This window comes from Anabaena catenula FACHB-362, assembly GCF_014698735.1.
Taxonomy (GTDB): domain Bacteria; phylum Cyanobacteriota; class Cyanobacteriia; order Cyanobacteriales; family Nostocaceae; genus Anabaena; species Anabaena variabilis_A.
Window position 1 is genome coordinate 170,392 of record NZ_JACJTQ010000001.1, and the last position, 15,108, is coordinate 185,499.

Below are 15,108 nucleotides of genomic sequence, written 5' to 3' on the forward strand. Positions count from 1 at the left end.
CGTTCCTCCGCGTTTAAAAAATATATCACTAAACATCATGAAATCCAAAATAGCTGAAGATTTAGGACGTTTGTTTGAAGTAGGTTTTAATATTGGGATTCTTGCTTACATTGAAGAAAAGAAAATTCAGCACAGATTTGGTGATTTATATCGTCAGGAATTACAGCAGCTAAAGTTATTCAAAATCCAACAGCGAGTTGTTGATAAAGTTATCAGCACTGTAGAAAGAGATATGGCTAAAAATTGGAGTATATTTTTTATTCAAAAGGGTTTTTTAAGTGGCTTTAATTTCTTTCGAGAATACATCAAATCTACAGGTTGGGATAAACCGTATAAGTTCCAAAATGTGGAAATATTATATTATCAATGTCGGTTTAATGGTGATAACAGTATTGGTACTTATGACACCAAAGATGATTTTCAGTGGTTTAGTGAAGTATTATCTCAATTTGACAACTTAGATAACATCTCTCAATATATTACAAGGTATAAGAGAAAAGGTGAATTTCTCAATGCAGATACTTTGATTTTATTACGTCATAGAAAAGAGTATCGAGTTATTTGTGTTGATTTATCGGTATTTTCTATCAATACTAATGAAGATGTTGAAAATATTGATTATATAGAAATAATCCGTCGGTTATTAATGCGGGATATTAGCTATTTACGTTCTAAAAGTGTCTTTTCTAATCTTAGAATTGATACTGAATCTTTAGGCTTGGAATTTTCGGAAGGTTTAAAGACATATTTTACTGCTTTTAAATATAGAGATAAAGAAAGTACCAAGTCAATTCAAGCTGCTTCCTATCTCCATAGCTTCCATGAATTTCTCCAAAAAACTACTATTCTCCCAGATACAGCAGGTGTAGTTTTCAATTCTATAGGATATAGCGATCGCGGAATCAGCACAATATCCATTCAACGGGAAAATGTAGATATCTTAAAAACCTGTTATCAGATTTACAAACATGATTCTAGTCCTAAAGAAATTCCCGAAGCACGCAAGCAGGTTTTAAATCAAATTAAACGCAGTGCTTACCGGAGTTTTGAACGCGGTAAAGAGTTTGTTGATTCTCTTTTAGAAATTCCTGCTGATAAGATTACTATTCTACCTCGTCACACAGAGAAAATTACTGGATTTATCAACTCGGTTGGAACAGTTCCTTCAGAATTGATGAATGAGTTAGGGTTAACTGGAACTATAACATTAAGAGATGCTCATGCTGAATTAATTAAAAAAGCTTTAGTTTCTCAATCTACTTATATATTTTTAACTGGAAATCCTGGAATTGGTAAAACTACCGCAATTGTTGATTTTTTAAAAGCACATATAGATGAAGGTTTTCTTTTCTTTTATGTCAGTCCTCGCAAACAAGTCAATTTGGATATCATCGAAAAATTTAAAGATAAAAATACTGGAAAATTATCTGATGACAAATTATTAGCTATAAATACAAACAGTAACCTACTTACAGATAACCCTGGACGTTACACTGTTCAATACACCTCTAACCAGCGTCAGGGTAAATTTACGAAAAAGTCTGTTCACTTTCTCGATAGTAGGGATATTGAACAACAAAAAGCCAGACGTTCAGACCGATTTAAGCGAACCAAGGAAGATGTAATTCAAGATGTTGGACAAAAAAAGCAGGGTGTTTTAAATAGTATTTGCGAGGCTATTTCCACAATTGTCGAAGAAAAAATATCGAATAATATTATCGCAACTGCTTCTATTCAAGCTTTGAAAATGACTGATGCTGGTAACACATTAAAGCATTTTGATAAGATATTTAGAAATGCTTACAATACCCCAGATGGGAAAGTTTTACCTCAAAAAATGCAAGAAATATCTGGGAGAATTAAACACTTATTTATCATGATAGATGAAATCACAGGTGATGATGGAGGTGTGGAGTTTTTAAATGGAATCCATCAAATCATAGAAAAGTATCAATTAATGGATTCTCAACATGGTTTTAATACTAAAGTAATTGTTGCTGATGCTTCTATTGTTGATAAAAATGTGATTATTCAACACCTATCTGATACCTCCCCAGAACCAGATAAAATATATTTCCGTCGTGCTGTTGATAACACCCAACCTCTTTCTGTTCAACCATTAACATTTAAAGGTTTAGAATCAACCGTTATTAATACTAACTCTTACCCAGCAAGTAGTTTATCTATAAGTTATCAAGTATTAGTTGAATCTTCTAAATTTAGGGAAGAAGCGCAGTTAAAGCAACAATATAATTTAGAATCTGGGTTACAAACTGAGATTTTAAAAGATATTGAATCTCTCTTACAACGGTCAGATGTGGGACAGGTAATTGTTTATATTCAAAATAAGCGTAAATTAGCAGAACTGATTGATAAAATTAAGCGACACAGGGGAACATTTGAAAAATGTATAGATTATTTAGAAATACACGCAAATATTTCTGAGGAAGAAAAGAAAGAAATTAAAAAATTTCAAGAAAATGTCAAAGTCATTTTTATGACTGCTTCTGGTAGTCGAGGTTTATCCTTTCCTAAAGCTAAACATATTTTGGTAGAAATTCCCAAATTTGAGATTGAAAAAAACTTGATGGAAATAATTCAGGTTATTTACAGAGGTCGAGGAAATGAGAATATAGACAATCAGGATAAAGAACTAATTTTCTATTTAGCAGAACGAGCAGTTTATTATCAAGATGACCCGGAAATATCTTTACAAGAAAGTGCGCTAAGTCTGTTAAATATTTTATTGATTTTAAAAGCTGCTATCATGACCAGAATTTTTGGTTATGGTCGCATAGGTCGGGATAATTTTATTCTTATTCCTATCGGTGGAAAATCTGTTTTTGCTGCTGGAGAGACATTTTCCGCTCAAATGGTCAACCTTATCCGTCAATTAAAAACAGAATATCAACGCACTAAAAGCGATGTGTTGTTAAAACAAGTTTATACAAATTTAGAAAACCTGCTAGGACGAGCAGATTTTGTGATTCAAAATGCAACAGAGTCTAATTATTTAGCACTACAAAAGTCTTTTAACAGCAAATTTTCAGAAATTTCTCATACTCTCGATAAGTTACTAGATTTTGGTAAACTTGAACCTGGTTATATTAGTGGAGGTTTATTAGTAGTTCCTATTGCTAATAATAAATTGGAAGAAACTTATCAAATGCGACTAGCTGATATAACAACCTATGCTAATGAAGAATTATGGAAAAATATGCACGAAATTATCCGTCGTAAATCTTCGTATCCAGAAAATTTACGATTTGCTATTCAAGATGCTATAGAATTAGTGAAAAAGTTAAAAGATGGTGTGGAGAAAACCCAAAGACTAGAACAGAGTAGTCAACACACAGATCAATATTATGCTTTACCATTATTTGCGTTTATTAGTGGTGAAGTGATGAAAGAATATTTTGAAAGTGAACCAAAAGAACCGGAAGATCAACTTTTTCGGGATATTTTATCTACCTACATTCGTTTATTATACCCTGTCGGTAACGTTTTACCCATAGGACATAATTACAAAGAATTTCCCTTTGTGGTGTTTAGAAGTTATAGCTTAGAACAAATTAGGAACAAAATCTTTACAGAAAAGTATCTTTTAAATTCTCATGAATTAAATGTACTGAATTTGATTCTTTCTCAATAACCTCAGTTAGCAAAGAACATATTTTCGCATTTTATGAGTTAAAGCTATTGACTGGCATCCAAAAATCTGATACTATTAATCTTGATGAGGAAGAACCATCCTCTTCGCTTAAGCGAAATTATAAATTATTAAGCAAAGCATTAATTCAAACCCAACAAATCCATATTTGTGCTGTCAATTACTTCATGAATTATTTTTTCAGATATAAAATATATTTCTAAGCAGTTCGTAACAACAGACAAATAATTTTTAACTGGTTATGTAGCTAAAGCTGCAAAACTAACTTCTTTAAATTCAAGAGACTAATTAAAATTCTTAGCAAGGGACATCTACCTGACTATTTTTACCCTTCTAGGTATTTATATGACTTACAGTTCAGAAGAAATGCAACAGATTCTCCAAAAAGCTTTTGTTCGTAAGCAGGAGGGAGAATTTACACAGGAGCAGATTATCGAAATTGCATTAGAACTAGGAGTTTCATCCGAATCACTGCAAGCTGCTGAAAAAGAATGGTTAATACAGCAAGTAGAAATGAAAAAACAACAGATATCTAACAGTAAAAAACGTAAAGAGTTCAAATCACACCTAATTTCTTTTATTGTGATCAATGGGTTTTTGATTCTATTGAACCTGTTCACAAGTCCTTCATATTTCTGGGCAATTTTCCCCATATTAGGCTGGGGATTAGGTTTATTGCTTCATGGTATAAAGACTTATATGATCGAATCTTAATCATAAATAAAATGATCTATAGGAATCATAAATGATATCTGATAGCTTGCGTGGCGTAGCCATAAAATTTTAAGTCTCGTAGGGTGGGCATTGCCCACCGTAAGCAATGGTGTATATAGCCGTGGACAGGGTGGTTAGGACATCAATTGATAATGAAACTCTCACTACAAGAGGGTTTTACTCCTGACTCCTGACTCCTGACTCCTGCTATATTTCAAAAATCAAATATTATTCCTATAACAAATTTGCTTATAGCGTTTTCTAGTAATGTATCGCTATAATTGAACCTAAAAAAATTATAGGGGTAGTTCTACAACCACCCCTAATTCCCCTCATATTTAAGATTTACTAGCAGAACCCTTTTTAGGCTTTATAATTACTCAGATATATTAACTACTTCAGAACTAGCTAATGTTGGTGCTGTAAAGATTTGTGAGTACAAGTTAGTAGGTTGTTGACGAGCAAAAACTGGCAACACTTGACGAGCATGAGCCGCAACTTCCACTGTTTTCACATCATAAGCTTGTGTCACCATCTTAGGATAGAAACCAATACCGATGATGGGAAGCAATAAACAAGCAGTGATGAACAATTCGCGGGGTTTAACATCAGAGACGACAGCATCTAAATGTAACTCTTCACTTTGCTCACCGTAGAACACTTGACGCAACATTGAAAGTAGATAAATGGGAGTTAGAATTACGCCAACTGCTGACAGGAAGATGACTACAACTTTGAAGCTAGAACTGTAAACATCACTGGTGCCAATACCTAGGAACACCATCAACTCACCGACGAAACCACTCATACCGGGTAAAGCCAGAGAAGCCATTGAACCGATAGTAAATAGTGCGAAGGTTTTGGGCATTACCTTAGCCATGCCGCCCATTTTATCCATCATCAAGGTGTGGGTACGTTCGTAAGTCACACCAGACAAGAAGAACAAACTAGCTGCAATCAAACCGTGAGAAACCATCTGTAACACAGCACCGCTGATACCGATTTCTGTGTAAGAAGCAATCCCGATTAACACAAACCCCATGTGGGCAATGGAAGAGTAAGCCAAACGGCGTTTGAGGTTGGTTTGAGCAAAGGCGCAACAAGCACCGTAAACTATGTTAACTACACCTAAGACTGCTAAAACTGGAGCAAAGACAACGTGGGCATCTGCTAACATTTCAACGTTGAAGCGGATAAGTGCATAACCACCCATCTTCAACAACACACCAGCTAAAATCATGGAACCAGGAGCAGATGCTTCACCGTGGGCATCAGGCAACCATGTATGAAAAGGGAAAATTGGTAGTTTTACACCGTAGGCAATTAAAAAACCTGCATATAGTGCCAGTTCTAAGGCTTGGGGATATTCTTTCATTCCCAATGCTGTCATGTTGAAGGTGACGTTATCACCATAGAATGCCATTGCAAAACCAGCTACGAGAATAAATATAGATGCTGCGGCTGTATAAATAATGAACTTGGTAGCTGCGTAGCGGCGATTTTTTCCTCCCCAGATGGAAATTAGTAAGTAAACGGGTACTAACTCGATTTCCCACATTAAGAAGAACATGAGCAAGTCTTGGGCGAGGAACACACCTAATTGGGCGCTGTACATCACCAACATCAAGGCATAAAATAAACGCGGCTTGTTGTCTACTTTCCAAGCCGCGAATACTGCCAGAGTATTGATTAATCCTGTTAAAAGTATTAGGGGCATTGACAAACCATCAACCCCGACAGCCCAGTTAAAACCAATCTGGGGTATCCAAGCATAGCTTTCTGTCAGTTGCAGGGCTGAACTTTGAAAGTCGTAGCTCTGCCAGATGGCAAAAATCATTAATGCAAAGTCTGCAAATGCTACTCCTAGCCCGTACCAGCGGACGGTTTTGCCGTCTTTATCGGGAATGAAGGGGATGGCTAGAGTGGCCACTAAGGGCAGAAAAATTATGGCTGACAACCAAGGAAGTTCTATCGCATTCATCACTTCTGACAATATATTTTTGGTTTCGCTTTTGTTTACATTATATTAAGGAATCGTTACTTTTGTAAATGTATTTGCTCCTTAGATTTCCTCTTTTGGGCATAATTAGTAATAAATACTTACTAAAATAGGCTCGTGTCTATTCTAAAAGCAAAGTTTTGTAACGTCAACAAAAAAACGGCAACTGATATTGCCGTCTTACGTTATAATTCCGATTTTTTATATGGAATTTATATTTCTACAAAATTGATATCGAGTCTTTACACAATACGGTTGACAATTGTCCACACTTCCCCATCAGAACGGACGTAGGGAACGGAGATGGTTTTAAATCCGGTGATGAAGGGTTTGTAGTAAACTTGCCAATACATGGGACTAAGTTCATCAGCACAGGCTTTGAGGAATTTGATTTCTGTGGCTAGTTCCTGTGCGAGTTGATTAACGCGCAGGGCGTGAACTTGAGCAACTTTTTTGGCTTCTTCTAGCTGCTGCTGCTGTTGAGAAATGCGGATGGATAGGGATGAACGCTTGCTTAGATAGCCTTGTTTCTGTTGTAGCTGCCTCTCTAGAAATGCGATACCTTCGGTTAGCGCAGCGATCGCATCATCAATGCCTTTAAGTTCAGCCGATAATTGCACATTTTCTCTAGCTTGGCGACGGTAAGCCTCAACTATTGCCTGAGGTGAATCATTCTCGCCAGACTCTACTTTATTATTAGTCAGGGCATCGCGTTCTTGCTGGAGTGCCTGAATTTGCTCGTTAAGTTCTTTTATCTGTACCTGCATTTGTTCCATATGTATATTATTTTGGTAATTGGTAATTGGTAATTGGTAATTGGTAATTGGTAATTGGTAATTGGTAATTGGTAATTGGTAATTGGTAATTGGTAATTGGTAATTGGTAATTGGTCAACAAATTTCTCCCCTGCCGCCCCTGCCGCCCCTGCTCCCTGCTCCCTGCCCCCTGCTCCCTGCCCCCTGCCCCCTGCTACAAGATGGTTGCCCCTTGAGTATCGAGGGCGAGCGATCGCACAGTAGATTTAATTCCGGCTTGTTTCCAAGCATTTGACATTGCTGTCACTACCCCATATGTATGTGTTGCATCTGTTAAAGCTAAAAGTGTTGGGCCTGCGCCACTAATTACCATGCCATAAGCACCAGCAGCCACAGCCGCAGCAGCCACATCATCGTAACCAGGAATTAAAGCTTGACGATAAGGCTGATGTAACTTATCTTGTAAAGCTGCTTTTAACCATTCTTCCTGATTAGTTGCCAAACCCCGCAACAATAAACCAAAATGGGCTGTATTGAAAATCGCATCTGCACGACTGACTTCTGTTGGTAAAACTCGCCGTGCTTCTGAAGTTGACAACTCAAAATCTGGAATTGCCACTACTGGGACTATATGCCGATGCCAGGTAATATCACAAATTTCCCAACCGGTTGGGCTAGTTGCAGCCAGACGACATCCCCCTAATAAAGCTGGTACTACATTATCAGGATGTCCTTCCATAGCGATCGCTAATTCCATCACCTGCAATTCAGATAAAGGTGAACCGGCTAATTGATTTGCAGCCACCAAACCACCCACAATTGCAGTCGCAGAACTACCCAAACCCCGCGCTAAACGTACACCTAACTTAATTTCAATTTTCACCGGCGGCGGCGTTTGATCTATATATTGATATAACTTTACAAAAGCCTGATACAGAAGATTACTCTCATCAGTTTGCACCTTTTCGGCTTCTGCACCAGAGACTTGAATAATTAAACCACCAGTAGCCAGACAAGTAAACTTAAATTCGTTGTATAGCTTTAATGCTGCACCGATGCAGTCAAAACCAGGCCCCAAATTTGCCGTTGTCGCGGGGACTTTAACCGTAACAGTAGAAACCAATGACATCTGTCAATACTCACTAATCGATCCACTAGCATCTCATGGAAAGGTAGCGATCGCTTCCATCATTTTCTCGAATATTTTATCTTCAGGTATTGAAAAGTTTAGTTAAATACGTAGACCAACATGGACAGATAATATTTCTTTTAGATTTAACTACTTTAAGTGCTGACAAAAATATGATATTTTCTGTGTATATATTGATTTTTTATAATAACTAACTAAATGAATGATACAGAACTTTGGGTGCAATATGATCCTCAGTATCCAACTTTTACAGACCCACATCATCTGTTATGGCTTTTTACGTATTGATTTTAAAAGACAAGGAGGATGAAACTGGCGTTACTTACCGCTTCGGTCCTAATGAAGAGCATTTAGGATCTTTGTGGCTAGATAAATCTAGTGGCGAAGTTAAGGAACTTCAAGAAACACCAGCGCAAAACTCACAGGCATTATTTCAACGAGCAGCAGTAAAGGTTCGGCAACATTGGAAAAAAGGATCTTTTCCTGAAAAAACCTGCTGGGCATCCTGAGAATGGTTTGGCATTGATAGTCTATTCATCAGGATAGATTATCAATGCTCTATTCTTTCTCTCAAAGATAGCTAAAAGTTCTCAAACTTAGCGATGGCTACGTCTGCCGCAGGCATCGCACTTTTCAACAGAAATTGATTTAATTCAAAGTTCCTAAAACTGGCTTTAATTCAGCCTCTGATAATTTTGGAAACAACAAACCATTGGCATAAATTCGGGGATTTGATTGGGAAATGATCGTATAAGACTGGCGAACATGAGCATTAATGGCTACAGTCTTGGCATCGTACATTTGCATAGCCACCTTGGGATAGAAACCAATCCCAATAATCAGCACTAGAAAAGAGGCGGCAATAAACACTTCACGAGGTCTGGCATCAGTATATACAGTTTCCGTAGGTAGGAGGCAATCTGTACCAAAACAAGCCGTTCCTTCATCTTCCTGATTCTCAAAACCTGCATTATTAATATCGCAGATGAGTGCTGCACCAGAACCATAAAATACCTGACGCAGCATGGAAAGTAGATAGATAGGTGTGAGGATAACTCCCACCGCAGCTAGGAAAACTGTGACGGTACAGAAGGTGGAAGTGTAAACATCGCTAGTTGTTATCCCCACAAAAACCGAAAGTTCACCGACAAAGCCACTCATTCCCGGTAAAGCCAAAGATGCCATTGCACCCATTGTAAACAGGGCAAATACTTTCGGCATCGCTTGACCAATACCACCCATATCTGCCATTACCATTGTCCGAGAGCGATCGTAAGTTACACCCGCCAGGAAGAATAGCACTGATGCAATCAAACCGTGGGATATCATTTGCAACATTGCGCCGTTAATACCCAAATCTGTAAAAGACGCAATTCCTAGAAGTACAAAACCCATGTGGGAAATTGACGAATTAGCCAAACGCCGTTTCATATTCGTTTGGGCAAAAGAGTTTAATGCACCATAGATAATATTGACAACACCGAGAATGGCTAGAACTGGTGCAAAGTAAATATGTGCATCAGCAAGAAGTTCAAGATTGAGGCGAATCAGTCCATATCCGCCCATTTTCAATAGCACACCCGCCAAAATCATCGATACGGGAGAAGATGCTTCACCGTGGGCATCCGGTAGCCAAGTATGGAAGGGAAAAATAGCAAGTTTGACACCAAAGGCAATTAATAGCCCAGCATACAGTAGCAGTTGGAGAGTCAGGGGATATTCTTTATGTGCAAGTTCTGCAATATCAAAGGTTACATTTCCCCCACCATATAGCCCCATTGCTAAGGCTGCGACTAAAATAAATATAGAAGCGGCGGCAGTATAAATCAAAAATTTTGTAGCTGCATAGCGTCGCCGTTGCCCACCCCAAATGCAGACTAATAAATATACGGGAATTAGTTCGACTTCCCACATGATGAAAAATAACAGCAAGTCTTGGGCGACAAACACCCCAACCTGTGCAGAATACAACACAAGCATGAGAAAATAGAAAAGCTTTGGTCTGCGGTCAACTTGCCAAGCCGAAAAAATTGAAAGTGTGGTAACAAATCCAGCCAAAAGTACCAGCGGAACGGAAAGACCATCAACAGAAACTGCCCAGTTCAAACCTAACTGAGGCATCCAGACATAACTTTCTACAAGCTGAAAACTGGCACTAGTGGCATCGTAATGCTTCCAAAAGGCGTAACACATTAACGCAAAGTCGGCGATACCTACGCCCAGTGCATACCATCGGACAAGTTTGCCGTCTTTATCAGGCAATACAGGGATGAGAAAGGATGCCAGAAGTGGAAATAGGACAATCGCGGTAAGCCAAGGAAATTGATCCGCTATCATGTCAATAGGAAAAAATACTTATCAGTGAATAATGTCATTGTACTAAACTTTTTAACAATTTCTTTATAAGTTTTTACCCCAGGTTAGCATAGGGAGAATATATACCTAAATAAATCTTATGCTTAGGATTGAGTAGATTAAAAAACGCCTTTATCTCCCTGATGATCTAAAATGGAGTATCAGACGCACTATTAAATCCATGACATAAATTCAATTGGCCAAAGAAGGTCTTTATAATCAAGATCAGTACCTATGGCTAGAAGATACAATCCTCCGTCTCAAGGCGCGAGATTTTCATGGCTTGGATGTGGAACATCTAATTGAGGAGATGGAAATCTTGGCGAGTAGGATAGGGCTGAGGTTGAAAGCCGCCTAATTTTGCTATATGTGCATTTATTAAAACGGATTTATGTTAATAGTGAGTATGATCATCGTGGCTGGGAAGTGACGATTCGAGAACAACGTCGTCAGTTAAGAATTCTTCTCAAACAATCCCCTAGTCTCCAGCAATATTTTACAGCAGTGTTAGATCAAGCTTGGGAAGATGCACTGATGGAAGTTAGGGAAGATTATCCTCAAATTGAGTTTCCTGATGTGTGGCAATACTTGTCGGTTAAGCTAAAAACATTAAATCAGGTAGGTTGGGTTAAGCGACAGCGCAACCCAACAAAAGTCCGTAAATGTTGGGTTTCCTAACGTCAACCCAACCTACAAAAACTCTTAACCGAACAGTATTGTGATGTGTGGAAGTTTAGCCTGAATGTTGATGTGCTTTTGAGTGAAAAATTTTGTTTGGAATTTTGCTGAATAGAAATTCGTATCAATCTCTCCAATTGTCTAATTGTAAAGGATAACCTAATGATTGAATTTTTTGATAATGTTTAGAATTTCCTGTAACTAAAATTAAATTATTTTCTATGGCAATTGAGGCAATTAATACATCTGCTAATCCTATCGGTTGTCCAGTTTTTTCTAAATCAGCATGAATCAGTCCAGATAATTCAGCACTTTTTTGTTCTAAAGGTAAGATTTCCATTTGCGGTAAATCTATTAAAAACTCCTGAATCCGGTCATTCCGGTTTAATTTTCTCCATCCTTTTATGATTTCAGTAACTGTAATTACAGAGATAGTATAATGTTTAAAGATAGTTTTATATAGCTGTAGCCAGGATAATTAGGACATTATTAATCCTTGAAACTTAGATATAATAAGGCTTTCCCTCCTGCCTCCTGCCCTCTGCCTCCTGCCTCCTGCTATAGGCAATAGCTTTAGCTATGACTTGAGGATTTTTACCTTTACGAATTTCCGAAAAAATATCTGTATAAATTAAAGTTTTATTTTTCACTGTCGAAGTAGCATTTCTTAGGTTCTATGTTGTAACATATCTTCAATTAGTTGATCAACTAACTCTGCATCATTCGACCATTTGCCAATAAATGAATCGTTGAGAATTTCTGGTTGAGTCAGTTGCTCAATCATTGCTTTAATTAGGTCTGAGAGTTGACAATGATGAGTTTGGGTTAGTTGTTGTATTTTGTCATAAGTTTCTTGATCTAGTTCCAGTTCTATTTTTTTCATAATTAATTACTATTTGAGTCTATAGATATTGTTATTATAGCGTATTTATGGGGTGTTTTTTCAATTGAACAATCATCTGGAAGTTAATGTAAAAGAGATTGGACTTGATCTTTTGTGGTACTCATAATTTGATTTTGAGCGAGTTTATTTTGGGGCTGGGAATTACCCAGCCTACTTTTTTAGAAGTTGCTAAAGTTAGTAATTGCTTCCTGCATTTTATCCACAACCTCATCTACCGTTATCGCACCCAATTCTCCAGAAGCGCGGGTACGGATACTCAAGCTGTTGGTTTCTACTTCCTTCGCACCAACCACCGCCATTACAGGTATTTTATCCTTTTCGGCGTTGCGAATCAATTTACCCAAGCGATCGCCACTCGTGTCCACTTCCGCACGAATTCCCAACGCAACCATCTTCGCTGCCACCTCTTTGGTAAAATCTAACTGAAGATCACCTACAGGTAATAACCTGATTTGCACAGGCGCTAACCACAGCGGAAAATCACCCGCGTACTCTTCAATTAAAATCCCAATTAACCGTTCCAAAGAACCAAACGGTGCGCGGTGAATCATAACTGGACGTTTACGCGAACCGTCTTCAGCCACGTATTCTAAATCAAACCGTTCGGGTAAATTATAATCTACCTGCACCGTTCCTAATTGCCATTCCCGTTCTAAGGCATCACTGAAGATAAAATCAAGCTTGGGTCCATAAAACGCCGCTTCCCCAATTCCTTCAAAATAATCCATTCCCAATTGTTCAACAGCGCGACGAATCGCACCTTCGGCTTTATCCCAAGCTTCATCAGAACCGATATACTTATCACTAGCAGGATCTCGGAAACTGAGTCTGGCTTTAAAATTCTTCAGTTGCAGACTTCCAAACACCGACAAAATCAAATCTACAACATTCAGAAATTCGCTGTCTAACTGTTCAGGAGTCACAAACAAATGAGAATCATCAACGGTAAAACCGCGCACTCTTGTTAAACCACCCAGTTCCCCAGATTGTTCATAACGGTAAACTGTGCCAAATTCCGCCAATCGCATCGGTAATTCCCGATAAGAGCGTAACTCACTCTTGTATATTTGGATATGGAAAGGGCAATTCATCGGTTTGAGGACAAAACCCTGTTCTAGCGCTTTTGCTTCCTCATCTTCAGCCATTAAAGGAAACATATCTTCTTTGTATTTTTGCCAGTGTCCCGATGTTTTAAATAAATCAACCCTGGCAATGTGGGGAGTAACTACAGGTAAATAACCCCGTTTTAATTGTTCTTTTTTGAGGAAGTCTTCTAAAATCGTTCTCAGTAAAGTTCCTTTCGGAGTCCATAAGGGTAAACCAGGACCGACTAAATCGGAGAAGATAAATAATCCTAGTTCTTTACCCAGTTTACGATGGTCGCGGCGCAGGGCTTCTTCTTTGCGGCGTTTGTACTCAGCCAGTTGTTCGGGAGTTTCCCAAGCTGTGGCGTAAATGCGCTGTAATTGGGCTTTGGTTTCATCTCCACGCCAATAAGCACCAGCAACGCTTTCTAATTCTATGGCTTTGGGGTTGATTTCACTAGTATTTTCGAGGTGGGGACCAGCGCACAAATCCCACCATTGATCTCCCAAATGGTAAATTGTGATCGGTTCCTGTTTGATATCTGCCAGAATTTCTAGTTTATAAGGTTCTTTAATCGCTTCAATGCGGCGTTGTGCTTCTTCTCGGCTGACTTCTTCGCGAATTAATGGCAATTTGCGATTGATAATCTTCACCATTTCTTTTTGAATGGCTTTCAAATCCTTATCGCTGAAGGGTTCTGGACTATCAAAGTCATAATAAAACCCATTTTCAATCCAGGGTCCAATTGTGACTTGCGCCTTGGGAAACAGCTTTTGTACTGCCATTGCCATGATATGAGAAGCTGTGTGGCGAATCTTTTTTAATGTCTCTGATTCACTGGTACGGGGTAAATAGATTTTTTCGGCTGGTTGGGTTTCTTGATTTGGCGACATCGGCTGTTAAACTTTTGGCGAAGTGATTAAAAATAAAGTTGACAAAAAATATCTTTACAAAATAAATAATAGTCCACTGGCTATGGTTTCTCCTAATTTAGCCCAACCACCGGCTGTTGACAAAAGTCTGGGAGCAGAATTCTGTGCGCTGATTAACGCAGAAAAATTTTAGATAGATGATTTTTTTGTGCCGTTGATTTATTCCTTTAGACATATGTCGGCTTACTCCCAGAGAGCTTTGCAAGCCTATTGCCAAATTTATATAATTGTGTATAGTATCTCAAGTTACAGATTTCTGATCTTCTTGGCCATATTGATGGAAAATTATGAATTGATTGTTAAGATTCGTAAATAACGTTAATATTAAAAAGAAATTAGGAAATATGCTTTTCATATATGGGAGACTCGAATCCACCGAGTACTGAATTACTAAAATCAGTCTTGGAGCCATTGTTAGAGGATTTTCAATATTGGTTTGGGCGATCGCTTGAACTACTGGAAAATGAGAAAATCCAATTTATGAGTGATAAAGAGCAATTAGACTTGTTACAGCGAGTTAAACAAGCGCAAGTAGAACTTAGCACAGCAAAGATGCTGTTTACTGCAACTAATGAACAAGTCGGTATAGATATGGCAACTATAAAGCCTTGGCATCAATTGGTAAGTGAATGTTGGAATGTAGGGATGCGCTACCGTCAGTCAAAATAACCGTGACTTACTATGTGACAAAACTGTATATAAGTCGCAATGATCAGAAAGAAAGCTTAACATTATTTTCATAAAAAAATAATGTAGCCCATGTTACCGTAATCTTAATAGGATTACAAAATATCACATCACAAATAGATAGATAATTTAACATTCCTCATCATCATCAATCATAGGTGAGCGAAAGTTAATCACT

14 protein-coding genes are annotated in these 15,108 nt (G+C 38.0%); 7 read left to right on the forward strand and 7 right to left on the reverse strand.

Annotated features, from left to right (window positions below; all coding sequences use genetic code 11):
- The first annotated feature begins 37 nt into the window (after window positions 1-37).
- Entirely contained in the window at window positions 38-3,652 is a 3,615-nt protein-coding gene (locus tag H6G68_RS00795) for a helicase-related protein (RefSeq protein WP_190904916.1), read from the forward strand.
- 363 nt (window positions 3,653-4,015) lie between these two features.
- Window positions 4,016-4,384, forward strand: a complete 369-nt coding sequence (locus H6G68_RS00800; protein WP_127056390.1) for a 2TM domain-containing protein — start codon at window positions 4,016-4,018, stop codon at window positions 4,382-4,384.
- A gap of 376 nt (window positions 4,385-4,760) precedes the next feature.
- On the opposite strand, the gene H6G68_RS00805 is transcribed toward H6G68_RS00800, so the two are convergent.
- From H6G68_RS00805 to thrB, 3 genes are all read right to left on the reverse strand, one after another.
- Window positions 4,761-6,365: an NAD(P)H-quinone oxidoreductase subunit 4 gene (locus H6G68_RS00805; RefSeq protein ID WP_190904917.1), complete on the reverse strand. Its 1,605-nt coding sequence runs from the start codon at window positions 6,363-6,365 to the stop codon at window positions 4,761-4,763.
- A 260-nt stretch (window positions 6,366-6,625) separates the two neighbouring features.
- The gene (locus H6G68_RS00810; RefSeq protein ID WP_190904918.1) at window positions 6,626-7,159 is read right to left on the reverse strand and encodes a hypothetical protein; all 534 of its coding nucleotides are present in this window, start codon (window positions 7,157-7,159) and stop codon (window positions 6,626-6,628) included.
- Window positions 7,160-7,352: 193 nt separating this feature from the next.
- Window positions 7,353-8,267, reverse strand: a complete 915-nt coding sequence (gene thrB, locus H6G68_RS00815) for a homoserine kinase (protein WP_190904919.1) — start codon at window positions 8,265-8,267, stop codon at window positions 7,353-7,355.
- 290 nt (window positions 8,268-8,557) lie between these two features.
- Here thrB and H6G68_RS00820 point away from each other — a divergent pair, with 290 nt between their 5' ends.
- Window positions 8,558-8,797 (forward strand): hypothetical protein, encoded by a 240-nt coding sequence (locus H6G68_RS00820; RefSeq protein WP_190904920.1) that lies wholly within the window; start codon window positions 8,558-8,560, stop codon window positions 8,795-8,797.
- 139 nt (window positions 8,798-8,936) lie between these two features.
- Here H6G68_RS00820 and H6G68_RS00825 read toward each other — a convergent pair whose 3' ends face one another.
- The gene (locus tag H6G68_RS00825; protein ID WP_190904921.1) at window positions 8,937-10,625 is read right to left on the reverse strand and encodes an NAD(P)H-quinone oxidoreductase subunit 4; all 1,689 of its coding nucleotides are present in this window, start codon (window positions 10,623-10,625) and stop codon (window positions 8,937-8,939) included.
- Between the two features lie 214 nt (window positions 10,626-10,839).
- On the opposite strand from H6G68_RS00825, the gene H6G68_RS27520 reads away from it, so the two are divergent.
- Window positions 10,840-11,001: a DUF29 family protein gene (locus H6G68_RS27520; RefSeq protein WP_277925326.1), complete on the forward strand. Its 162-nt coding sequence runs from the start codon at window positions 10,840-10,842 to the stop codon at window positions 10,999-11,001.
- A gap of 11 nt (window positions 11,002-11,012) precedes the next feature.
- On the forward strand, window positions 11,013-11,321 hold the full coding sequence (locus tag H6G68_RS00830; protein ID WP_339327825.1) for a DUF29 family protein: 309 nt from the start codon (window positions 11,013-11,015) through the stop codon (window positions 11,319-11,321).
- Window positions 11,322-11,445: 124 nt separating this feature from the next.
- Here H6G68_RS00830 and H6G68_RS00835 read toward each other — a convergent pair whose 3' ends face one another.
- The 3 genes from H6G68_RS00835 to thrS all read right to left on the reverse strand — a co-directional run bounded on the left by H6G68_RS00835 (window position 11,446) and on the right by thrS (window position 14,204).
- The gene (locus tag H6G68_RS00835) at window positions 11,446-11,772 is read right to left on the reverse strand and encodes a PIN domain-containing protein (protein WP_339327827.1); all 327 of its coding nucleotides are present in this window, start codon (window positions 11,770-11,772) and stop codon (window positions 11,446-11,448) included.
- A gap of 216 nt (window positions 11,773-11,988) precedes the next feature.
- Window positions 11,989-12,204, reverse strand: coding sequence for a hypothetical protein (locus H6G68_RS00840; protein WP_127056397.1), 216 nt, complete (start codon window positions 12,202-12,204; stop codon window positions 11,989-11,991).
- Window positions 12,205-12,383: 179 nt separating this feature from the next.
- Complete coding sequence (thrS, locus tag H6G68_RS00845) at window positions 12,384-14,204, reverse strand: threonine--tRNA ligase (protein WP_190904922.1); 1,821 nt, start codon at window positions 14,202-14,204, stop codon at window positions 12,384-12,386.
- Window positions 14,205-14,226: 22 nt separating this feature from the next.
- Here thrS and H6G68_RS00850 point away from each other — a divergent pair, with 22 nt between their 5' ends.
- Together H6G68_RS00850 and H6G68_RS00855 are read left to right on the forward strand one after the other, a co-directional pair.
- Window positions 14,227-14,376: a hypothetical protein gene (locus H6G68_RS00850; protein WP_190904923.1), complete on the forward strand. Its 150-nt coding sequence runs from the start codon at window positions 14,227-14,229 to the stop codon at window positions 14,374-14,376.
- A gap of 224 nt (window positions 14,377-14,600) precedes the next feature.
- Window positions 14,601-14,912: a DUF2605 domain-containing protein gene (locus H6G68_RS00855; RefSeq protein ID WP_190904924.1), complete on the forward strand. Its 312-nt coding sequence runs from the start codon at window positions 14,601-14,603 to the stop codon at window positions 14,910-14,912.
- Window positions 14,913-15,108: the final 196 nt, after the last annotated feature.